Source organism: Sphingobacterium sp. SGG-5, assembly GCF_011043525.1.
Lineage (GTDB): Bacteria > Bacteroidota > Bacteroidia > Sphingobacteriales > Sphingobacteriaceae > Sphingobacterium.
In genome coordinates this window covers 1-19,849 of sequence record NZ_JAAKGO010000015.1, presented here as the reverse complement: position 1 = coordinate 19,849, position 19,849 = coordinate 1, and the positions used below count along the sequence as shown (strand labels likewise).

Genomic DNA, 19,849 nt, shown 5'->3' with positions numbered 1-19,849 from the left:
CTTCCCCTTTCTACAATGAACTGATCCGGGCCACATTCTACCTCTCTGGCCGGTCCGGTATAATCCCTTTCTTGAAAGGACACGCGGAAAGTGTTGCCATGAATGTCGCAATAAGTATGGTAATATCTTTCTCCGTAAGCCATTATCTTCCGTAATATCTATAAAAATCCCTGTCCGCTTCATCTTTAACCAGTTTGATAACATCTCCCGATAACTCACCGTGTACAAATACATCCACACGTAGAGGTGCCATAGATATAGGGGCCGACTTTGACAAGGAAACTCCTGTATCTCCAAGAATACTTGATACATCTATTCCTCTGTTCATTGCCTGTAACAAAGCCATGTTTTTACGTGTGCCGTCGGCATTTACCACGAACTCTTTTCCGTGAACTATTCCGGCAACATCATTTATACCCACATTTCCGGTATATCCACCTGATTTGAACGGCTTAGCAACCGCTAATGCATTGGTCGCCGCAACAAAAGCTGCTAATGCCGTAGCCCCCGTAGCAACGTTACCTCCAAAGGTGGCGGCAGATACCAATGCGGCCGGTGTAGCATACGCGGCAGATATAGCTCCGGCCGTGGTGATTGCAGTAGCTAATGTGGCTTTAGAGCCGGCCTTAGCTAAGGCCTGACTTATAAGATATTGAACTCCTATCTTTATAAGCCCAGCTACCACGCTTTTTACGATTCCTTCGGCCATTTTGCCAAAGTTTTCCATTGCATCTTCGGCATTCAACAGAGAGTCGACCGCCAAATTGGTGAAAGCTGCGCCCATTTCGTTTATTGTCTCCTGAAACAAACCCAATACTTCACGCTCTGCGGTAAGATCTGATATTTTAGTTTTGAATTGTTCTATCTCCTCATTATTCAATGCCTGGAATGACATTCTTAATTCTTCAATACTACTGTCTACCTGCTTTATCCCTTCAGTAAATAACTTTCCGTCAAAAGATGATTGTATATCAATTTCCCGCTGTTTCTTTGTTAATTCTTCTATCTTTTTGTAATAATCTTCCTGTATCTTTTCCTTTTTATCAGCGAGTGCTTGTGCTATTTCTTCCTGTGTTTTACCGTCAGCCCTTAGTTGGGCAACAAAATCGTTCAGACCTTTTTCCTTTATCTTGAACTCATCGGTTATACGCCTAAATTCCCTCTGTATAGAAGTCTCATTGAACCTTCTTTGTAGGTCAAGGCTTGTATCGAACATCTTGGTATCCCAATCTGCATTTATCCTCGCTTCCGATGCCTTACGTAGTTCCGTTATCTGTTCGGATGTTATACCGTAATCTTTTGCGTTTGCTTCAATCTTGTCCCAATAGACCTTATCCGCGGCTAATTCCTGTTCACGGCTCTTGATGCGGGTAAGTCCCGCCCGTGATTCCAGTTCTGCTATCTTATTGGCCGTCTTTTCTGCAAATTCTATCTTCTTTTGGGATATTTCGTTTTCCATAGCGACAGTGATATCTGTACGCTCCTTTACCGCTTCTGCGATTATTTTTGTCTTTTCAGATTCGTTCTTTTTGTTCTTTTCAAGGCCTTTGCTTTCGAGGGCATTGACTTCGTCAAGCATCTTTTGATATCGATTCTTTATGGTCTGTATATCCCTGTCAAGCCCATATAGCCCCACCAAGTTTCCTATATCAGTATCTGATTTGTATATGTTTTGTATTTCTTTGACAAAATCCCTTATAACACCTGTGGCCGTTTTAGTTGATGAAGTGTACGCATCTATCTGCTTTTTAGCAAATTCTATGTTTTTGACAACATTTTCCCATATAGCATTCTCTTCTGCCGTTCGATTGTTTTTAGGTAGCTTTTCAAGTATATCTTTCTGCGTTTTATATATGCTTTCCCAATATCCCTTGTTTTTAACCAATTCCTCTCCTACAGCAATAGACGATTGCACAGATTTCATCTCGGCGTTATAGAAGTCCAATTGAGATTTTGTCAACTTACCTCCTTCGTCTATTATTGCTTGAACAATCGTTTTTTGTCTTTCTAATTTTTCATTTAACTTTTCCCCTGCAACAATAAACCGGGTCTGAATAACACTTTCTAATTCCTTTGTGTTTCCACCAGTACCCATTTTATCACGTACGGTTTCTAATTGTTTCTCGTACATTCCAAAATTCTTCCTCAAAGAAGATATACTTTTGTCGGTATCGGAAAACTCCTTGTTAAGTCCAGATAATATACTTTTTTGCTGTTCTTTCCGAAGCTTGATAAATTCTGAAGTCATCTCATTTACCTTGCTTTTATTTAAATCCAAAGCACGGCCATATTTATCCCATTGGGTTACAGACGCCGGCAACAACTCTCCTAAATCCCTTATTACATCACGAAGTCTTTCTTGTTCTTCTTTATTGAGCTTAGTTTTTGTTGTTAGAGTATCGTACTCAGTGCTAAGATCTTTTATTTTATTATAAGTAGAAACAAAGCTATCCTTACTTCTTGCGCTTTCATCGGTCAGATCCCTTAGGGCATCACTATTACTATTTACAGCCTTCAATAAATTGGCTAATCCTCCTATCCCAGATGAAAAAAATGTTGTAGCTCCCTCTGAACGCCATAATCTATCCCATTCGTTACCAAGCCGCGCAGTAGCGGCCTGCATGCTGTCTATGCGTTTTGTCTTGTCATTGCCGAATGCTATATCCAGTTGAGCAGCAAATTTTGGCAGAAAATCTTCTGCCATTAAGCTGCCGGAGGCAACAAGCTTATTAAATTCAGTCTCTGTCATTCCCATAGACTTAGCGGCGATAGCAAATGCACCAGGTAACCTATCCCCTAACTGTCGCCGCAACTCCTCCATTGAAACTACGCCTTTGGATAGCATTTGAGACAAAGCAAGGAACGTACCCTGTATCTCATCGGTTGATAGCTTCATTTTTGCTCCGGCATTAGCTACGCTCTCGAATATTTTACGAGATTGTTCAGCCGTTAAATTAGAATGAGCTACGGCGCCTTGCCATTTTTTGAATGCATCAGTCATAGTCAAAAAATCAATACCCAGTCTATCAGATGCAATACGGAGGAAAGACAGATTAGTCTCAAATTCACCAGCGCTGCCACTCAATACTTTCAGTGAATATTCAATCGCATCAAATTTCAGATTAGTCTGAAATGACTGTCTCACTGATGCTACCGCTGTTGCTATTAGTCCTGCTGCTGTAGTAAACTGATCTATATACGGGATGGCTCCGGCAAATGATCTTCCATATTCGCCAACATATCTTTGATGTTGACCTAATGACCCGTCAATTTTTTTTAAAGCCGTATCTAATGTATTGGTAGTTGTTTGAACTCTTTTGAATTGTTGCTCCAGATTTCTATAAGCAGTGGTGTTTTTCTGACCTGATTGTTCGAGACGGAACATATCAGCCGCAAGATTCTTTGCGTTATTTCTGTTGGCGTTTAATTCATTTGATAATTGTCTGTATGCACTGGTAGCACTTGCTATTGAACTTGCTGCCTTGCCCTGTTCAATACGTTGTTCTTTCAGAACGTTATTTAATCGTATTCCTTCTGCTCTGGCTTCCTCTGTAGCTATCTTAGCATCTTGAAGTGTTTTTGCTACCGACTGTCCACCACTACCGGATATATCAAGTTTAATACCTTTTATCCCGTGAGCGGCCTCTTTTACCTTATCGATATCCGAAAGTAAACCGGATATCCCTTTAGCCATTACTTCTATTTCAAGCCTTGCCATATTTTGTTAGTCTTTATTGTTGAACACACCTGCTAACAAATTTAGTATTAATTGCAACGGTATTTAAAAACAGGTTGTAACACAAACCGTTACAAAAAATAGTATGAAATAGCTATATTTGGGGATTAATCAAAATGTGATATTATGAAAAGACTTATGCCATTATTTATTATCGTTTTTTTTCTGTTTTCATGTAGCCAAAGCAACGAAAGTAAGGCGCAAAAAGCTGTAAAGAAGTATCTTAAAGAAAACATGAATGACCCTAAAAGCTACGAAGACGTAAAATGGTCTTCTGTTGATACAGTATTTGCCCCTTATAAAGGGACTGAAAAAAGCTTGGTACAGCTTTATAAAATGGATAGCCTTATATCTGAACTTAAGAAGTTAAGTATATTAATGGTTACTAACTATGACAAGTACAAAACGTATTATAAGTCAACGGACAGTATTTTAAATCAACATAGAAAAGAATATCAACTGGATAGTGCAAACTACAAGGAATATATAGGCTATACAATAACCCATATATTCCGTGCAAAAAACGGTTTTGGAGCAACAGTATTAAACAAAAATACATTTACCCTTGATAAGGATTTGAAGGAAGTTATATCTGTTGAAGATAAGGATTAAATATGAAATTATTTTAACTACATATGGATAGCAATATTATAAACTTATGCTATCAAAATCATTTTGGAATAGATATAGCAAGCCTACATAGGCATGAATTTTCTAAGAATGGAAGTGCGAAGCTTACAGCAAACATAAAAGACAGGGAAATAATTTTTGATGATAATATAAGTTCTTGCTTTAATTTACAGGAACACGACGGGTTAATATATTTAGTTGGCGAAAAGTCTTGCTATCCTTGTGGAGGTGTTATTAATAGTCATTTGGGAGTAGATTGGGTGCCGATCTATATCTTGCCTACCGGAGAAAAAATAACTGTTCAAAATGACATAAGAAATTCATCATGTATTTATATGATGTACAATGATCCTTTTTATGAGAAAATAAATAAAAATCTTAGGCAATTATATATTGATAAATATATAAGGTCATTTTGTCGTAATGAATGGTTCTCTACATCTAATGCAAGACTTTTAATAGACACAAATGATTTTGATTTTAATCAAAAATATAACATAATCAGAAAGAATGTTTTGATGACACCTTTTGAATTATCAATATCAGCTTTATTATTAAGAGAAAATATAACTAAGTATGACATCGTTAATTCTCTAAATTTTGGAGGTATAAAGAATGGAACTTTTGAGTTTTTAGAATTTCTAAGACAAAGGCCCAAATTCGTTAAAAGCACAAAAGAAATAATCAATTCAGAATATTTCTTGCAATTTGTCGATGAATGGTCTCAACAAGATATATTTAATTTCTATGAAATATCATTTTTACACAATGAGTTATTTTTAGAAAATATATATGATGAACTTCTATCTGATGTTTTTCAAGTAGATATTTATAGAAGATATTATAAAAATTACCATTTTGATTCGGATAGATTGATAAACAATTTAAACTCCGTAAACATAAATGAACAATTATTAAAACAGTATTATAAGAGATTAAAAAATAATATAAGAAAGCTTGAAAACTCTATGAGATTAAATAAAGGTTTTGATGTTGTAGGATCTTTCTATAAAGAAAAAATAGTATACAATTTTTTTATAGATAATTTCAATTCATACAATGTACTAAGAAACTATTCGCCCGATTGGTTAGGCAGGCAAAGATTTGATGTGTATATAAAAGAACTCAATATTGCCATAGAATATAATGGAAAACAACATTATGAGCCAATCGATTTTTTTGGAGGAAATATGGGTTTTGAAAACACTAAAAAACTGGATGATTTAAAACTTAAACTATGTCTTAAAAATAATTGTACCCTATACACAATAGCCTATTACGATGACTTAATGACTAAACTAAATGAAATTAAATTTTGCATTATCAAAAATATTCCCCACATTTGAAATGTCAACATAGATGTGGAGCAAGTCCACTGATAAAATTTACTAACAATATCCCAGGCATTCCGGTGAAAGTCCGGTAACTCAACGTTTCACGTCTGTGTTGACGGTGACCTGGGCTATTTTAAACTTTTTTCAATTATGTCAACACAGGTAAACACCCCAACCAACGGCTTCGGCTTAACCGATGTCGACCATGTAGAAGATGTAAAGCAATCTTTACTCTTTCTAAATGACTATGACGAAAGTCATTTTTCTACTATTGATCTACTATTCGAATTGTTAGATGACCAATTAGGAAATATAATGGATGCCTTGGACAAAGAACATCCTGATCATCCATTGATCTCTAACCTATGTAACATTTCCAGAATGGCAGATCTTATCCGTAAGCAAGTTCCTTACGATCTTTTTGTTAACATTGACACGGTTGTTTACTTTTTGCACACACAGTATCAAAACAGATAAGATCATGGAGCAGTTGATACAGATAGTCGAACAAGACGGACAGTCCGTAGTGTCGGCGAGGGAGCTTCACGGTTTCTTGGAAGCTAAAGAAAGGTTTAGCACATGGTGCAACAGAATGTTTAAGTATGGTTTTGTTGAAAATACCGATTATGTAGGGTGTAAAGTTTTTAACACCCTTGCAAATCAAGAACTTCAAGACTATGCCCTTACCTTAGACACCGCAAAAGAGATATCTATGCTACAGCGTACTGAAAAGGGCAAGCAGGCACGCCAGTACTTCATAGAGGTAGAGAAGAGAGCCAAAGCAGTTGTAAAGCCCATGTCCACCCTTGATATCCTAAAGATGACCATACAGGGACTCGAGGAACAGCAAAAGGGATTAGCTGACGTACAGGAAGAAGTAAAGATGCTGAAAGCCAAAACCACTACCAAGCCGGATTACTTTACCGTTGCAGGTTACGGATCGCTCCACGGCATACACGTAAATATCAAGATTGCGAGTATAATAGGGAGAAAGGCAGCGTCTATCTGCAAAGCCAGGGGAATACCCACTGACAAAATACCCGACCCCCGTTTCGGTACAGTCCGAATGTACCCTACCCATATACTGAAAGAGGTATTTGATAGTACCGATATAGTGTAAAACAACAATCCCCGGCGTTATGTCGGGGATTAATTTTATTTCTATATTTATATTTATATTTGCGGAATATACTTCAAACCAATGATAGCTATACTTGAAAATTACTTAAGAGATTATCCAATATTGCTAAGCGTGATATCTGGAATAGTTTCATCTACTATTTTTCTTTTTGTTTTGAGTAGACTAAAGCCCTCTATAGGCATATGTACAATTATTGCATACGACACAAAAAGCAACAAATATCTTCTTAAGATTATTAATAAATCTTTGTTTTTTAAGGTATATGATATTCAGGTACATCTTTATTCTATTTGCCCCATACAGACTATCAACAGTGAAAATTTTAAAATAAAACCGTTTGAACTGTTATTTACTTATTATTCCTATTGGACTTTAAAAAACGAAGAATATATGGGTGTTGATCGATCTCTTTCGATTGATTGGATGAAAAAGACAGAGCCAACAATATTTTCATCATGCGAAAGAATGTTTGATGAGATTATAGACTTTGATTTAGATTCATCTGATGTCCAAGATAGGTTCAATATATTGATGGCAAGATATTTAAGAAGAAACTATTAAACCGTTATAAATTAAAAAACACACTAATCCTTGCTGTATCAGCTATAATATTTACCTCATGTAGAGTGATGAATACAAAGCAAAAGAAGCCGAGAAGGAGTACCTAAAAAAAAGGTCCGACTAATTAATCGGGCCTTTTTTTTGTAATGTTATTATTGTGTGATACAAAAAGTGAGGATAAACTGTTACAGAATTGTAACTTTTTCATAACATTACATAATTTCATCCTTTCTTGTTAATGCTATTTTCCTCTCCTCTGTTCGTTTAACTTTGTTCAACGTCGTTCCTATTACCGGTGTTGCCGTTGTTGTTCTGTAGCGTATTATTTTGCGTTTGTTTTTAGTTTTACCGCTTTAGTTGATCTTGTTCCATTGCTAATGTTTTTAGCTCGTGCTATTTTACTTTTTTTCTTGACATGTGTTTCTTTCCTGTGTACCTTGCTGCTCGTATTATAACTAATATTGTTAAATATTATGTCAACCAAGGATAGAGATTTTCTTAAAATCGGCAATGACAGAATAAAAGGTAATGTGACGGCCGTTTCGTTTATGGATGGAGATTTCCATATATTATACATCCCATCATTGAACTTATCATCCTACGGGAATACCTTCGAAGAAGCAAAACAAATGATGGAGGAGGTGGTTGTTAAGGATTTCTGCGTAAATGTCCTTAAAAACAAAAACAAAGGATATGTGATATCCGAGCTTAAAAAATTGGGCTGGACAAAAAGTCCGTTTTTTGAGAAAGACCTTAGCAAATCAGCTTATATTGACAAAGAAGGCATTCTTAGAGAATTTGAACTACCGGAAAACACCCCAATTAGAGAAGAGAACGTCCAAATAGCTTGTTAAATGGGGGATAATAGACCTGTAAGGGTTAAGTGTTGGGAGAAATTTCTCGAAAGCAAAGGGTGCAAATATAAGTCTACTGAAGCATCTCATGACAAATGGAAGTGCCCAGGATGCTTCAGATCAATTATACACCGAGGCAAAGATAAGGACATACCACCGTTTCATATTAAGACTAATCTAAAATCCATGAATATTTCTATCAATGAATTCTATGCATGGGTCAAAGATAATTGTTAAATATAATTCCCGAAGTGTAAGATTTAATAATTTGTCTTAAACTCCTTTTAACAAAAAAAGCATTTTTATTATCCCCTAATATTACTTAGGGGATTTGTTTGTTTTGTACCTGTTTTAGCAGTTCCTTAAAAGCCTCTTTTTTATTATCAAACTCAGGAACCCCTGATGTTTTATCTTTGTCAATAGGCCAGTATTTTTCTTCCGTTAGACCTTTTGGAGCCAAACCTCCGCTTGTGAGTGCAGAAAAGCCGATCTTTCTCCACATGTATTCCTCATGCTTCCTCCTGGACTGATAGCCTTCTATTTTAAGCAAAAGATCAGGATACAACATATTATAGTACACTCCTATATCCATGCCCATAAATCCGAGGCAATACCTTTTAAGATCTTCGAAATATTTACTTTCGCTTACGTTGTCTCCGGTTTCTTTAGATCCTTCATCACTTTTTTTTTGACGTCCTCGACAGCATTTATGAGCTTTGATCCGTATTTGCTTTCCCGAAAACACTTGTCTATATTAATGTACTGTTCGCTGGCGTCCTCTTCATCAAATAAGTCCTCTATGATATCCGACACGCTTTCATACGTTGGATATACAAGGTCTTTTCTAAATGCCCAGTTACACATGCCCGCATAAACGATATCAGTCGTTATCTTGACCATATTCGATGATGGGTTATTTCCCATTCTGTTTCCGACCTCTTCGATCGCAAGCATACCAAAGTAAAGGGGATATTCCACCCCCTTTACCTTAATTGAGCATATACCGTTTGTTGCCATATATTACGTGGTAACAGCTGTATTGAAACGACCTTTTGCCCTGAATGTGAAGTCAAACGTATACGGAGTATCTGTATCCGCTGTCTCCGAATAGTCTGTTAAAAACCCTACAGCTTCACGGATCACCGGAGTAGCTGTGTTCCCTGTCTTATTGGCTATTTTCATCCAGAATTCTGTACCGTCCTGATACAACGATAAAAGCTCTTCGAAGCTGTCCATAGACGGCTCCAAAGTTTCGTCAATTGCATTACCGGAACCAGTGATGGTATTGGTCTTGTTTCCCGGAATAGCATCCGCAAATCCGTCATTACATTTGTCGCTCACCTCGATCACATTGGTAGATCCGGAAAGCCCTGAAGATGTCATGCAGGCTACCGGCCTATATGCCGCGCCAGTGGATTCCGTGATTGGCGTTGTGGTATCGATGAAAATAATATAATCGTTACCGTTTAGTTTTTGTATTGCCATGTCCTTTTAATTTTGTAGTTGATTTTACTTCTGTTAAAAAAATATCCTTTAGTTCCTCATATCTTCTTTTGGATATGGTTATCACATCCTTGCGCCTGTGGTACCGTCCGTTTTCCTTATCTATGAACTCCTTCTTTACAAATGCTCTCATATCACGCCTTATTAAACCACAATTCATAACTAATTATCCTGCGCTCAATCATTTCCGTCTCCGTATCTATGTCCATATCGACAGGAGGCCCAGCCAACCTCACGAGCTTTACCGTAAATCCAGGGACAGTTATACCGATCTCTACGGTATTGAGTATTGTCTCTTCGATATCATCGACAGTAACGGTCTTCACAAACCCCTGTGGCGTAATATTGATTATCTCCACATTGATTGTACATAGCCACTCGTAACAATCCTTAGCCACCGCAAAACGGTTCTTTGACTGGCTTGATATCAGGATGTATCTATTCGGAATAGGGTTTACATCTTTTGGGACCAATTTACCCCATACTCTAAGCCCCGTGGCCGTTTTAAATGCCGATATCCATGCATCACGTATGTACTTGTTTGGGTTTATCATAACCTGTCAAATAATAGTTGTACCCTCGCATCCAGTTCTCTCTCCATAAAAGGCAGATATCTATAATATGCAGGAAACAGATACGGTCTTGCGAACGTAGTTCCCTTACCATTGATATAGAATTTGATAGCTTCGTCCACAACTTCTTTAGGCTGCCCACTTAAATATGCTCTTGCCCATATACCGGTACCAAACTCGACGTATGCTGCCAATTCTTCATCGCTGAATATTGATACCCGGTATACATCTCCTGTTTTCTCTTTCTCAATCTTGAATGAGCTTTTCAGGTGTGATGACTCAGCAGGTAAAGAAGCCATGGCTTCTGCTAATATTTTCCGCATAAATTCCATGACTGTATCGGATATTACCTTTTCAATATCCTTTCCGAGTCTGGACATTTTCCGCTGAAAATCATTTATACCTTTCGCACACATAACAACCGTATATAACTCAAAGGATCATCCAAAGGAATAATACCATTGATTGTATATTCTTCCGACCCATCGACGATTACCTTGTCATTTTTTTTCGGAAAGAAACCTTTTCTGTGCCGGATTACAAAGTACATGTCCTGGTTGAATGCCGTTGCGCCTGCATCGGTTACCATCTGTTGACTTTCTCCCAAAGACTGCGATGTCGATATCCTTTGTTTACTCGCCTTCGTTTCGCATAAAAGTGTTTCAGATACATCAGAACCTCCATAACCGTCATCTGTCGAAGTAAGGCGATAGAATGCTATATTATGCCTTAATCTTCCGGGATCGAGGAAATGTTTGTTTTCATATGGTTTCTTTGCCATCAGAACAGCCCCCTCCGGTACTGGTTTATAAGCCCTTGAATGTCTACAGGTATACCCATGCTATAAGCATCCCTATTTTCATACAGGTATGTAATCAGTTTATGACAGGCTTCTATAAGAACTCCCGGAACTTTACGCACATCATCATACCCTACTTTCAGTGTAACCAAAGCTCCCTTAGGTGCATAGATCAATAATTTATCAGAACGAGTTTGCGTAGTATAATTAACAGGACTTCCATCCTTTACTACACTCAACACGGTTACAGGATAATCATATACTTCAATTGTACACCCATCACTTACAATTTTTTTCTCTCTACAATATAAAGTATGGCATGTATATCTCTCTACCCAATCTACGGACGTCTTTATCAACCGGGCAATAATATTATCATCATCCGGAAAGTCTACCCTTAGATTATCTTTTGCTTCTTGAAGTGATATGACGTGTAATGCATCCATGTTGATTATTTAGGGCGGATATTTCACCGCCCTTGTTAATTAAGTTGTCTGATTAGGATCTTTGATAAATCCATCAGGATAAAACACAGGAAGCGCAATCCTCGCCTCCACCAAAACCGTCGTCTGGTTATGGGTGAAGTTGGTTCCGTGTTCACGGGAGTACCGGACTTCGATCGCTTTCTTCTGGAATATCCGTGTGCCACGTAGGAAGTCACCTGCAAGCCATTCGCCCTCTTCGAAAATCGTGTGATCGTAGATAGGCACACCTCCAACACGCAAAATACCATTAGCATCCATAACAATTGGATATGTATATGCGTTCTGGTCATCTTTATTGATGTACAGCTCAAGCAAATCAATCGGAGATGTCCAGATAGCAGTTGACCTGCGTCTGTTCTCACGCACTTGGGTAACGGTCGCAGCGAGTTTATCCCAATTGTTGGACCCTGCTGTAACAGAGCCTTTAGGCAAAATTAATGCTGTTGCAATGGTGTACAACCCTTCGATGTCATCAGAACCTCCGGCGCCCTTGAAAATCTTAGCATCCTCTGCGTCCATATACGCCTGTGGGAGTTCCGCCGCAAGGAATGACCGTGATCCGGGAATATCGTCGAACCATTCGTCATCTAAATGGACGTGACCTGCAATTTTTACAACAGGAGCCGTTTTTGGAGTTACAATGTACTCAAATTGAGGCTTTTCATCTCCAGCGCCAGTTGTATCGATCAGGTTGCCGTCAGGTCCTATCGTGAACTGATTGTACTTAATTGCTGTTGCATCAGTCGGAGATATCGGAATAATATTTCTGGCGTGAACGGCCTCATGTGGCATAGCTTGGTTTTCTGCCCATTCGTCACGGGTTGATCCTACCGGAACAGTCATTGTTCCCGGTGCTTTAATTTCTACCAAGTTTCCAGACTTATTTTTCGTCACCTCTCGAAGAGATTTTTCTCCTTCTTCCGTAGATAGAGCTTCCTCTATTTGTTGGGATAAGGTTTTTCGACGATCCTTATCTCTGAACTCCTTTGCCCGGTTCATATCACACATGGCTTTCTCGATCTTCTTGTCATATTCATCTTTTACGACAGTAATCGCTTTTTCGATCGCTTCTTGTTGAGCAACTTCAGCCGCCTCCTTATTTTCATCGATCAGCTTTTGTGCAGCTTCACGACCCGCCTTTTCAGCTTCGTCTTTAGCAACTTTGGCTTCATGCTTTCTTTTTTCGTCCAAATACTTCTCTTGCTGATATTCCGTCAGATCTTCAAATTCTTTGGCGCTTAAATACTTAAATTCCATTTTAAATAAGATTAAATTTTAAACTTGCCCGAACATTGTCCTTTGCTCTGGGATGGTGACTGCTCGATGGCGGGTCGTTTTTATTTTCCTGACTGTCGCCCGACGGGTCAGAATAAAGTATTGGTGTAGCGTCGTTCGATCCGAACAGTACTGCTGATCCTTCTTTATGTATAGCTGCTTCTGTGATAGCCCAGAAATACCCCTGCTCCATAGCCTTTTCCTTGTTGGCTATTACTGACAGGTATTTGTAAAAATTCTCGTATTCCTGACGATATTCGTCACTGCTGTCATCGATACATAAAGTCATGGATATGTATCGCATCCTTACGCTGTTTTCAAGAGGCTCTTTATTGATTATAGCATTTAGCGCGTCTTTATTCGAAGAGTCGGTAAGCTTAACTTTAAATATCAGAGCCTGCGTCTTGCCTACATAATTTTGTCCAAGTTCAGACCATTCCAAAGTCTTTACATACGCTTCTACATTACCCGGGAATGCGATAACTTTGCCAAGTTCGAGGTCGTGGTTGATGATATAATAGATCTTTCCTTTCTGGTCTTTAAGTGAAACGTCCCAGATACCGTCAATATGTACATCGGAATGACTGTCAAGATAATTTGTCGTATTTATGACCGGATAAACGAAGTCGCCAATTACCGGCACCTTATCTTCTGCTTCTTCTTTAGATGATATGGCTTCACGGATAGCGTATCCGATCGGATCGGTAAACTTAATAGCAGCTTTTTTCAAAGCTATAATATCGTCCTTATGCTCTTTGAGAGCTTTGAACATGTCACGCTTTTCGGTAAACTCTTTTTTTAGCTCTTTGCAGAAGAAACCCATATCCTTAGAATTTTTTACTCAAAGGCTTATTAATATACTTCTGCTTTTCCTCGATTGACTTCCGCAGGTTTTCGTTGGTAGTCTTTTCTTTCAGTGCAGCAAGTTTCTTTTCGGCATTCTCTCTGTCCGTTAGATCTATTTTGCCTTTGGGATCGTTCATGATATAAAATTAAGGCAAAAAGATTGTTCGTGCTAAATATCTTAGCAACACTAATTGATACAAAACTATCTGTATATGGCTATCCTTCGCTCTATAGTTACATTATATCCAAATGTGGCAAAAAATCGTTGCATTGATCTTTGCCCGGCAGTTCCTTTCCTGATGCGTGATGCCGTCATTCGAAGCCATGAACACTTGCTTTCATTGGTTGAAATCGCATACCACTTCTTTTCCGATGTAATCTCATCGAGGGTTTGTTCCAGTTCTTTCATATCTATTGGGTTAAATGTCATTATTTGCTATGATATATTTTATTGAAATGTTCGGCAAGTTCGTTGAACTTCCGGCTTTCTTCATCAGCAAGATCGGACGCAGTTATGGCTGTTGCGATATCTCCTGAAACAAATGATCTTGCAGCCTGTATCGTGTAATCTGACTGGTTCCGAAAAGATCTTTCCATCTTTTGTCGTATTATTTCAAGTTCTGCAGCTCTTCGCTCGGCTTCTTCAGCTTTCTTTATTGCTGATCTAACGCCGTGTATTATACGGCTGAAAATAACGCCACCTATGAATATCAAAATAAATATTATAATGTTTTCCATCATATCAAATGTTTTATGTCGGATCTTGGATTGTCGGAAAGCGGGCGATACAAGTGTAATACATATAATCCGGTCATCAAACCTATCTTTAATTTAGCCGCCCGTATACCCTTGTTGAATATAGTGTCGAATATCTTGGACTGACCGGTGTCGTTAGTTTCGATAAACTTAACCACTTTCCATGTCTTTACTTGAAAGGCCATTAAGAAGCCTGCCACGCCTTGTTGTATTTCTCTCACATTACCCCACTCCGACCCTTCCAGTTCCATGGCTTTCTTCACGTGTTCACGGAAATCCCAAACCTCGAACATGTCTGGTACTCGCTGATGAGCATCGCCTATCCGGTTGGTTACGGCTCCTATAAGTCCATAATTTTCGCCATATGCCATAATAGCATCTGATATCTGTAATCCCCAATTGGGAGTTGGGAATAACGTATCTCCATCACGGATCACTACCCAATCCTCATCCTTGGCGTTGAGTTGCCGTATCGCATCATTATAGGCTTTTCCTATATTCTTTTCTGTCGAATAAGGTGTAAGGTAATGAATTATCGGACGAGTCTTGCTTTTATGCTTTCCTATGCTGATGTGTGTGTTGAATATCCCCATGTTGATCGTGGCAATGGTTATTTTAGCCTTGTCTCTCGCCGCTATAATTGAAAGCTGATCCCTATGGGTATGTTTATTCAGCTCCGACAACCATTCTTTGCAGAAACCTATAACGACATCACTTCTGTCACGTATCATCAATCCTGTTTGATACATCCCCGTTCCGGGTCGAATGCCTCGAATCTGATATGATGATAGCTGAGAAAGAACATCTTCCTTTTTGGCTTTCTTAAGATCGATACATGCCCACCCTTCCTCATATACGCAATTCCGATTTGGGTGTTTAATTGTTAGCAATCCACCTCTATAATACCTCAATAATCCCTGCAACGGCTTTCGTAGGGACATGTTCGCATCGATGTATATTATCGTATCGTATCCGTTTAGCTCCGGTATTAGGGTAAAATCAATCTTCAATGCCCTTTGTTGCCTATGTGGATCATCCGCTCTATCAATAAGTATCTGCTTCCAACCTTCGGCTATGTTGGAAGGGTCATCCGTCACGACAAAGCAGTCTATTTCCGCAGCTGCACCACGGGGAATAGGATTTAGCGTATCGTACGAATTAGTTATGACTGTATAGAGTGCAATCTTTCTTGCCATGTTGTTTCCATGTCTTCAAAGTGTGCCTTAAACTTTTTACCGTTGGGGAATATTAATCCCAACCCGTACCGGACTGGAACCTCCTGCGTTTGAGCGTCGGGGTATTTCTTTTTGAAACCGTCCCAAGCCCTCCACACATCGCCCGTCCACTCTTTTTGCTGACGTGGCACGATCTGCATTTCTTCCGTTTCGGGATGGATATCGTGCAATAAAATCACGCCGTCAGCGCTTAGGTGCTTAGACGCGTTATTGATGTCTTTACGGACTTGATCAGCATGGTGCAACCCGTCAATAAATATAACATCAAACTCTTGATCTTTGGCGGACGCAAAAAACTCATCAGAATTACACTTGTGCAGATACTCGTGTCCATCCTGAATATCTGGATCTACCGCATGTTTGTATTCGCACTGTATCTGTCCGAAGCAGTCCCCGGAGCCGTATCCGATCTCCAGATAACTCCTGTATCCTTTCTCTTGGATCAGGTCATTGATAAATTGCTCTTTTGTCATTTTATTTCATTATTAATAATCTCCGTTATCAACGTGTACAACACCTTTTTTTATTTCTAATTCATAAACGTTTAACTTTTCATTACGAAGCCCCCAACTATCCAACTCCTTACGTATCATTTCTGCCGCTTCATTATCGTTATCAGCAGCAACAATAATGCAACTACCAACATATATACCTGAGCCTGTGTGCTTATATATTTTCATCATGGGGCTATTTGCTTTCGTTTGGCCTGTCAGTTATTGTTGATCCCTCGAATATCTGATGAATAGAAGCTTTATTTTTGTTTTTGTAGGAAACATTATATGCCGGCTCGTCAATTTTGCCCCATCCCAATACTTCGCGTTTTTCGTTGTCTGTCAAGTAATCCATTTTATCCAAAGCTTCAGCTGTCTCCTTGATATCCTGTGACAGCTCTGGAAGACTCATATAATCCAATTTGATTATATACTTCTCGCTTCTGCTTGCTTCCTTGTAAGGCTTGCATATAAAGTTGGTAAGTGCTTTCGCTATAGCGTCGCATACAGGAGCAACAGCGTCGTATATCAGCTTTCGGCCACCCTCTTTCATGTTGTTGAAAGTACTTGTGTCGTTCGAGGCGTACACTAAAGGAATATGGTAACCACGGTACACGCTCTCCCTATCCATTTTGTCTATTTGCTCTAACATCATGTCGCCTAATGGTAGACCTATCTGCAACCAATCAATCGGCAACGATACAGCTAATATACGTCCTACCTCATCTCGACTATTCTTTGCGTCTCTCAGGCTGCCTTTAAATGCTTCTCGTTGGTCAGGCGACCATTCATCTTCTTTGTTCTTAGGTGTTATGATTCCATACGCACCGCCACTATTGAGCATCTTGTTTATAGAGTCGTCTTGGATTTCATTTCGTTTAAGTTTAGCCGCCTTAGTGTGGAGCGGCGACATCCCAAACAACTGTCCTCCTCCGGCCTCCCAAAGAGGATTTACCGTCTTGATATGCTCGATCTCCCATGCTTCGAAATTCAACTCCGATTTACCTTCGTTATATGATGCTGAATACTTCTTAATCGGCTCCATCATACCTCCTGATATAATAGTCATCTGCGTGGGCGCAAAAGGTAACGCCCATATCTCTGACCATTTTTTGCTGCGTTTATCTGACGCATTGCCATATACGAACGCATTTCCCGATACGAGATAAAAAACGACAATCATGGATATAAATTCATCCCATGTCTGCCTATTGTTAGGCTCCTCGAATAGTTTGGCAATCTTGCTGTCCGTAACCTCCTCCAATGCTTCCGCTTTCAATACCGCTGCCTTTGCCCGATTATATGGGTCGTCTGACATCTTTAGATTGTCGTACTGCTTTAATTTGGTCTCGTTGACAACCTTGTAAAGAATAGGAGGCGATGCTACGACCTTTTTCATTATCAGATCTACGCACTCGTATACAGCATCTACCGTCATGTATCCTTTTTTGATGTAATCGAAGTTATCGGGGTTCACTATCGGTTGCCCTTCTCCGATCCATTGGAATACATTGGCATTAAAAAGGTTGGCCATCCTAACAGCTATCTCCTGGTTAATTACGTCGGGAAACATGCTTACCGCTGCTTTCCTTTTTATATTTTTCATTATACCCATTTCTTTAACTTTTAATTCCAATCAAAAACTCTTTCCGCTTTTCCTATCGTTTCCATTTCGTGATACCTTATCCCGTCTATCAGGTGATTGAACGCATCAATTGGTTTGTTCAGCTTCTTACCTGTTTTATCAACATCCCAACAATAACTTCTTAATTCTTTAATCAAATTCGTACTTGATTGAGTTACTAAGTATTCTTGCTTCTGCATTATCTGAATTCCGTATACGATGCTATCAGGTCCTTTTGCCGCCCCTTTGATGCTGCACTTGTAGACATCTTTAAGCTCATCTATACTCTTTGGATCAGCACTATCGGCATAAGTCATAACGCCCGTATTCTTTAACACGTCAGCCACTGCGTTATTGAGCATCCCTGTTGAATAGCAAATCTCATTTAATATTCTCTTGCCATTCCATTCGTATATTTCGGTTATAGCTGTAGGATCGTTGCTATATCCAAAGTCAAGACCTCGTCCTATTAGTCTTGCCTCTGCTGGTACTGACTTGATTATTGACCAGTTAGAGAATATAACACCCTCTAAACTCCCCAACAATCCGAGACCATAAACCTTCCACCAATTCGACCAATACTTGTTCTTGATATTACTTTCGATAAAAGGATCTGGAAGAAACGGATCATAGAAAGCCTTATACATGGCTTTCTCTATTTCTTTCACAATGCTTTCCGGCAGACCTTCATTATCCTTGTAAGTCAAGGTTAACCACTCTACATCATCATCATCCTGTAGCTCTGTGTACACCCAAAATTCATTACTTGGATTAAAGTCGAGCCAGATATCAACAGATGTACGTATAGCTAACTGATGGTATGTCTCAAAATTGATATTATTGCACTCATTAATATAAAGAACGTGACGCCGTGGGCCCCTTACTTTGTCCTCCTGGTCCGCACTAAAGAACTCAATGTATGTCCCATTGGAAAAAGTATATGTTAAAAGGGTTCGGTTCCAATTCGCATCGATATACCTACCCGTTGCTTTCATTATTTTCAGGAAATCTTTTAACGCTCCCTTGCGGAGGTGTGGCACACTCTCACTGACTACCGAAATCTCCAACATAGGCGTTCTGGCAGCCTTATCTATGAGAATAGGTAATATCCCGTATGTCTTTCCTCCAGATGTTCCTCCGGGTATGACCTTAACTCGTTTTCGAAGCCCTCGCAGCTTCTTTATCGCTTTTGTGTATATAAAGCCGTTATGCTCCTTCTTGACTATTACCCCCCTCATCGTCTCCAAATAATGGTTGTTCTACAGAAACTTTGTTTTCCTTCTTGTCTACAAGCCCCAGATCACGGGCTATTATGTTTGGATTTAAGAACCCAGCTGCAGCTCCTGAAAACTTCTGATTATAGATAGTTTCCTCTATACGTGTAAGGATTGGCATAAAATCTTTATGATCTTTATTGTTTTGCTTGAAATGTCGGAAGTATTCAGTACTGCAATCAAGATAAAGACAAAGTCCGTGAAGTGTATAAGGCCTCATCTTTGGCAAATCCTGCTTGGTTATCTTGTCGCCAAATCCGTTTACTTTTACTTTCTCAATGACTATCTCTATCAATGGATTATCATCGCACCATTGGAAGTATTCACATGCAGCATCCCAAAGCAATTCGGGTGTCTCGAATAACTTGTCACGCCCGTGTTTACTTCTTAATTTCCAGAATTGATTCCCAATAGGTGCCGCCATAGATAGCGATTATCACTAAATAATTTAGCAATAACAAAGGTTTTGGAATTTGTTACAATATTTTAGGCTAAATAATTGAGTTTTGCATAAAAAAGCCCCGTACCGGGCGGTACAGGGCATTTCAACCTAACCAATTATAAACCTAAATATATGAATGAGATAAATATACTAACTATTTTAGTGTTTGCAAATACTATTTCCAGTTTTTACATAAACAAATCGTGCCAGACATCGTGCCATAAAAAACAAAAATAGCCTAACTTATTGAAAGAAAGGCTATTATTTAACACTCTGTCGGGATGGCCGGAT

Annotated in this window: 24 protein-coding genes; 6 read left to right on the top strand and 18 right to left on the bottom strand. The window is 39.0% G+C overall.

All coding sequences use genetic code 11. The features are described from left to right. Positions 1 to 142 precede the first annotated feature (142 nt). Positions 143 to 3,718 (bottom strand): tape measure protein, encoded by a 3,576-nt coding sequence (locus G5B30_RS16545; protein ID WP_165321124.1) that lies wholly within the window; start codon positions 3,716 to 3,718, stop codon positions 143 to 145. A gap of 144 nt (positions 3,719 to 3,862) precedes the next feature. Here G5B30_RS16545 and G5B30_RS16540 point away from each other — a divergent pair, with 144 nt between their 5' ends. The 6 genes from G5B30_RS16540 (at position 3,863) to G5B30_RS16515 (ending at position 8,256) form a co-directional block, all read left to right on the top strand. Then, positions 3,863 to 4,348, top strand: coding sequence for a hypothetical protein (locus G5B30_RS16540; protein ID WP_165321123.1), 486 nt, complete (start codon positions 3,863 to 3,865; stop codon positions 4,346 to 4,348). A gap of 23 nt (positions 4,349 to 4,371) precedes the next feature. Continuing rightward, positions 4,372 to 5,712, top strand: coding sequence for a hypothetical protein (locus G5B30_RS16535; protein ID WP_165321122.1), 1,341 nt, complete (start codon positions 4,372 to 4,374; stop codon positions 5,710 to 5,712). Positions 5,713 to 5,850: 138 nt separating this feature from the next. Then, positions 5,851 to 6,177, top strand: coding sequence for a hypothetical protein (locus G5B30_RS16530; RefSeq protein ID WP_165321121.1), 327 nt, complete (start codon positions 5,851 to 5,853; stop codon positions 6,175 to 6,177). 4 nt (positions 6,178 to 6,181) lie between these two features. After that, a complete protein-coding gene (locus G5B30_RS16525; protein WP_165321120.1) occupies positions 6,182 to 6,820 on the top strand; it encodes an antA/AntB antirepressor family protein in 639 nt (212 codons plus the stop codon). Between the two features lie 81 nt (positions 6,821 to 6,901). Further along, a complete protein-coding gene (locus G5B30_RS16520) occupies positions 6,902 to 7,402 on the top strand; it encodes a hypothetical protein (protein ID WP_165321119.1) in 501 nt (166 codons plus the stop codon). Between the two features lie 473 nt (positions 7,403 to 7,875). After that, the gene (locus G5B30_RS16515; protein ID WP_165321118.1) at positions 7,876 to 8,256 is read left to right on the top strand and encodes a hypothetical protein; all 381 of its coding nucleotides are present in this window, start codon (positions 7,876 to 7,878) and stop codon (positions 8,254 to 8,256) included. Between the two features lie 322 nt (positions 8,257 to 8,578). Here the strand turns inward: G5B30_RS16515 and G5B30_RS16510 are convergent, their stop codons facing one another. From G5B30_RS16510 to G5B30_RS16430, 17 genes are all read right to left on the bottom strand, one after another. Next, entirely contained in the window at positions 8,579 to 8,854 is a 276-nt protein-coding gene (locus G5B30_RS16510; RefSeq protein ID WP_165321117.1) for a hypothetical protein, read from the bottom strand. A gap of 47 nt (positions 8,855 to 8,901) precedes the next feature. Then, complete coding sequence (locus G5B30_RS16505) at positions 8,902 to 9,273, bottom strand: hypothetical protein (protein ID WP_165321116.1); 372 nt, start codon at positions 9,271 to 9,273, stop codon at positions 8,902 to 8,904. 3 nt (positions 9,274 to 9,276) lie between these two features. Then, on the bottom strand, positions 9,277 to 9,741 hold the full coding sequence (locus G5B30_RS16500; RefSeq protein WP_165321115.1) for a hypothetical protein: 465 nt from the start codon (positions 9,739 to 9,741) through the stop codon (positions 9,277 to 9,279). 152 nt (positions 9,742 to 9,893) lie between these two features. Continuing rightward, the gene (locus G5B30_RS16495; protein ID WP_165321114.1) at positions 9,894 to 10,313 is read right to left on the bottom strand and encodes a hypothetical protein; all 420 of its coding nucleotides are present in this window, start codon (positions 10,311 to 10,313) and stop codon (positions 9,894 to 9,896) included. Further along, positions 10,310 to 10,747, bottom strand: a complete 438-nt coding sequence (locus G5B30_RS16490; protein ID WP_165321113.1) for an HK97 gp10 family phage protein — start codon at positions 10,745 to 10,747, stop codon at positions 10,310 to 10,312. The genes G5B30_RS16495 and G5B30_RS16490 overlap by 4 nt, the downstream gene beginning before the upstream one ends. Then, the gene (locus tag G5B30_RS16485) at positions 10,729 to 11,112 is read right to left on the bottom strand and encodes a phage head closure protein (protein WP_165321112.1); all 384 of its coding nucleotides are present in this window, start codon (positions 11,110 to 11,112) and stop codon (positions 10,729 to 10,731) included. Before G5B30_RS16485 ends, G5B30_RS16490 begins: the two co-directional genes overlap by 19 nt. Further along, the gene (locus G5B30_RS16480) at positions 11,112 to 11,576 is read right to left on the bottom strand and encodes a head-tail connector protein (RefSeq protein WP_165321111.1); all 465 of its coding nucleotides are present in this window, start codon (positions 11,574 to 11,576) and stop codon (positions 11,112 to 11,114) included. Before G5B30_RS16480 ends, G5B30_RS16485 begins: the two co-directional genes overlap by 1 nt. 39 nt (positions 11,577 to 11,615) lie before the next feature. Then, positions 11,616 to 12,872 carry a phage major capsid protein gene (locus tag G5B30_RS16475; protein WP_165321110.1) on the bottom strand — a complete coding sequence of 419 codons (1,257 nt, stop codon included), beginning with the start codon at positions 12,870 to 12,872 and terminating at the stop codon, positions 11,616 to 11,618. 1 nt (position 12,873) lies between these two features. After that, on the bottom strand, positions 12,874 to 13,713 hold the full coding sequence (locus G5B30_RS16470) for a hypothetical protein (protein WP_165321109.1): 840 nt from the start codon (positions 13,711 to 13,713) through the stop codon (positions 12,874 to 12,876). Positions 13,714 to 13,717: 4 nt separating this feature from the next. Then, the gene (locus tag G5B30_RS16465) at positions 13,718 to 13,873 is read right to left on the bottom strand and encodes a hypothetical protein (RefSeq protein WP_165321108.1); all 156 of its coding nucleotides are present in this window, start codon (positions 13,871 to 13,873) and stop codon (positions 13,718 to 13,720) included. Positions 13,874 to 14,165: 292 nt separating this feature from the next. Then, positions 14,166 to 14,333 carry a hypothetical protein gene (locus G5B30_RS16460; protein WP_165321107.1) on the bottom strand — a complete coding sequence of 56 codons (168 nt, stop codon included), beginning with the start codon at positions 14,331 to 14,333 and terminating at the stop codon, positions 14,166 to 14,168. A gap of 140 nt (positions 14,334 to 14,473) precedes the next feature. Further along, positions 14,474 to 15,688 carry a glycosyltransferase domain-containing protein gene (locus tag G5B30_RS16455; protein ID WP_165321106.1) on the bottom strand — a complete coding sequence of 405 codons (1,215 nt, stop codon included), beginning with the start codon at positions 15,686 to 15,688 and terminating at the stop codon, positions 14,474 to 14,476. Further along, positions 15,655 to 16,200 carry a class I SAM-dependent methyltransferase gene (locus tag G5B30_RS16450; RefSeq protein ID WP_165321105.1) on the bottom strand — a complete coding sequence of 182 codons (546 nt, stop codon included), beginning with the start codon at positions 16,198 to 16,200 and terminating at the stop codon, positions 15,655 to 15,657. Before G5B30_RS16450 ends, G5B30_RS16455 begins: the two co-directional genes overlap by 34 nt. 12 nt (positions 16,201 to 16,212) lie before the next feature. Next, positions 16,213 to 16,410 carry a hypothetical protein gene (locus tag G5B30_RS16445; RefSeq protein WP_165321104.1) on the bottom strand — a complete coding sequence of 66 codons (198 nt, stop codon included), beginning with the start codon at positions 16,408 to 16,410 and terminating at the stop codon, positions 16,213 to 16,215. A 4-nt stretch (positions 16,411 to 16,414) separates the two neighbouring features. Then, positions 16,415 to 17,824, bottom strand: a complete 1,410-nt coding sequence (locus G5B30_RS16440; RefSeq protein WP_165321103.1) for a phage portal protein — start codon at positions 17,822 to 17,824, stop codon at positions 16,415 to 16,417. A gap of 20 nt (positions 17,825 to 17,844) precedes the next feature. Further along, positions 17,845 to 19,080, bottom strand: a complete 1,236-nt coding sequence (locus G5B30_RS16435) for a terminase large subunit (RefSeq protein ID WP_165321102.1) — start codon at positions 19,078 to 19,080, stop codon at positions 17,845 to 17,847. After that, positions 19,049 to 19,540 (bottom strand): DNA-packaging protein, encoded by a 492-nt coding sequence (locus G5B30_RS16430; RefSeq protein WP_165321101.1) that lies wholly within the window; start codon positions 19,538 to 19,540, stop codon positions 19,049 to 19,051. Before G5B30_RS16430 ends, G5B30_RS16435 begins: the two co-directional genes overlap by 32 nt. Positions 19,541 to 19,849 lie beyond the last annotated feature (309 nt).

Excerpts from the sequence above, each read along its gene's own strand:
- G5B30_RS16545 (WP_165321124.1), bottom strand. The coding sequence starts at position 3,718 with ATGGCAAGGCTTGAAATAGAAGTAATGGCTAAAGGGATATCCGGTTTA.
- G5B30_RS16540 (WP_165321123.1), top strand. The coding sequence starts at position 3,863 with ATGAAAAGACTTATGCCATTATTTATTATCGTTTTTTTTCTGTTTTCA.
- G5B30_RS16535 (WP_165321122.1), top strand. The coding sequence starts at position 4,372 with ATGGATAGCAATATTATAAACTTATGCTATCAAAATCATTTTGGAATA.
- G5B30_RS16530 (WP_165321121.1), top strand. The coding sequence starts at position 5,851 with ATGTCAACACAGGTAAACACCCCAACCAACGGCTTCGGCTTAACCGAT.
- G5B30_RS16525 (WP_165321120.1), top strand. The coding sequence starts at position 6,182 with ATGGAGCAGTTGATACAGATAGTCGAACAAGACGGACAGTCCGTAGTG.
- G5B30_RS16520 (WP_165321119.1), top strand. The coding sequence starts at position 6,902 with ATGATAGCTATACTTGAAAATTACTTAAGAGATTATCCAATATTGCTA.
- G5B30_RS16515 (WP_165321118.1), top strand. The coding sequence starts at position 7,876 with ATGTCAACCAAGGATAGAGATTTTCTTAAAATCGGCAATGACAGAATA.
- G5B30_RS16510 (WP_165321117.1), bottom strand. The coding sequence starts at position 8,854 with ATGGGCATGGATATAGGAGTGTACTATAATATGTTGTATCCTGATCTT.
- G5B30_RS16505 (WP_165321116.1), bottom strand. The coding sequence starts at position 9,273 with ATGGCAACAAACGGTATATGCTCAATTAAGGTAAAGGGGGTGGAATAT.
- G5B30_RS16500 (WP_165321115.1), bottom strand. The coding sequence starts at position 9,741 with ATGGCAATACAAAAACTAAACGGTAACGATTATATTATTTTCATCGAT.
- G5B30_RS16495 (WP_165321114.1), bottom strand. The coding sequence starts at position 10,313 with ATGATAAACCCAAACAAGTACATACGTGATGCATGGATATCGGCATTT.
- G5B30_RS16490 (WP_165321113.1), bottom strand. The coding sequence starts at position 10,747 with ATGTGTGCGAAAGGTATAAATGATTTTCAGCGGAAAATGTCCAGACTC.
- G5B30_RS16485 (WP_165321112.1), bottom strand. The coding sequence starts at position 11,112 with ATGGCAAAGAAACCATATGAAAACAAACATTTCCTCGATCCCGGAAGA.
- G5B30_RS16480 (WP_165321111.1), bottom strand. The coding sequence starts at position 11,576 with ATGGATGCATTACACGTCATATCACTTCAAGAAGCAAAAGATAATCTA.
- G5B30_RS16475 (WP_165321110.1), bottom strand. The coding sequence starts at position 12,872 with ATGGAATTTAAGTATTTAAGCGCCAAAGAATTTGAAGATCTGACGGAA.
- G5B30_RS16470 (WP_165321109.1), bottom strand. The coding sequence starts at position 13,713 with ATGGGTTTCTTCTGCAAAGAGCTAAAAAAAGAGTTTACCGAAAAGCGT.
- G5B30_RS16465 (WP_165321108.1), bottom strand. The coding sequence starts at position 13,873 with ATGAACGATCCCAAAGGCAAAATAGATCTAACGGACAGAGAGAATGCC.
- G5B30_RS16460 (WP_165321107.1), bottom strand. The coding sequence starts at position 14,333 with ATGGAAAGATCTTTTCGGAACCAGTCAGATTACACGATACAGGCTGCA.
- G5B30_RS16455 (WP_165321106.1), bottom strand. The coding sequence starts at position 15,688 with ATGGCAAGAAAGATTGCACTCTATACAGTCATAACTAATTCGTACGAT.
- G5B30_RS16450 (WP_165321105.1), bottom strand. The coding sequence starts at position 16,200 with ATGACAAAAGAGCAATTTATCAATGACCTGATCCAAGAGAAAGGATAC.
- G5B30_RS16445 (WP_165321104.1), bottom strand. The coding sequence starts at position 16,410 with ATGATGAAAATATATAAGCACACAGGCTCAGGTATATATGTTGGTAGT.
- G5B30_RS16440 (WP_165321103.1), bottom strand. The coding sequence starts at position 17,824 with ATGAAAAATATAAAAAGGAAAGCAGCGGTAAGCATGTTTCCCGACGTA.
- G5B30_RS16435 (WP_165321102.1), bottom strand. The coding sequence starts at position 19,080 with ATGAGGGGGGTAATAGTCAAGAAGGAGCATAACGGCTTTATATACACA.
- G5B30_RS16430 (WP_165321101.1), bottom strand. The coding sequence starts at position 19,540 with ATGGCGGCACCTATTGGGAATCAATTCTGGAAATTAAGAAGTAAACAC.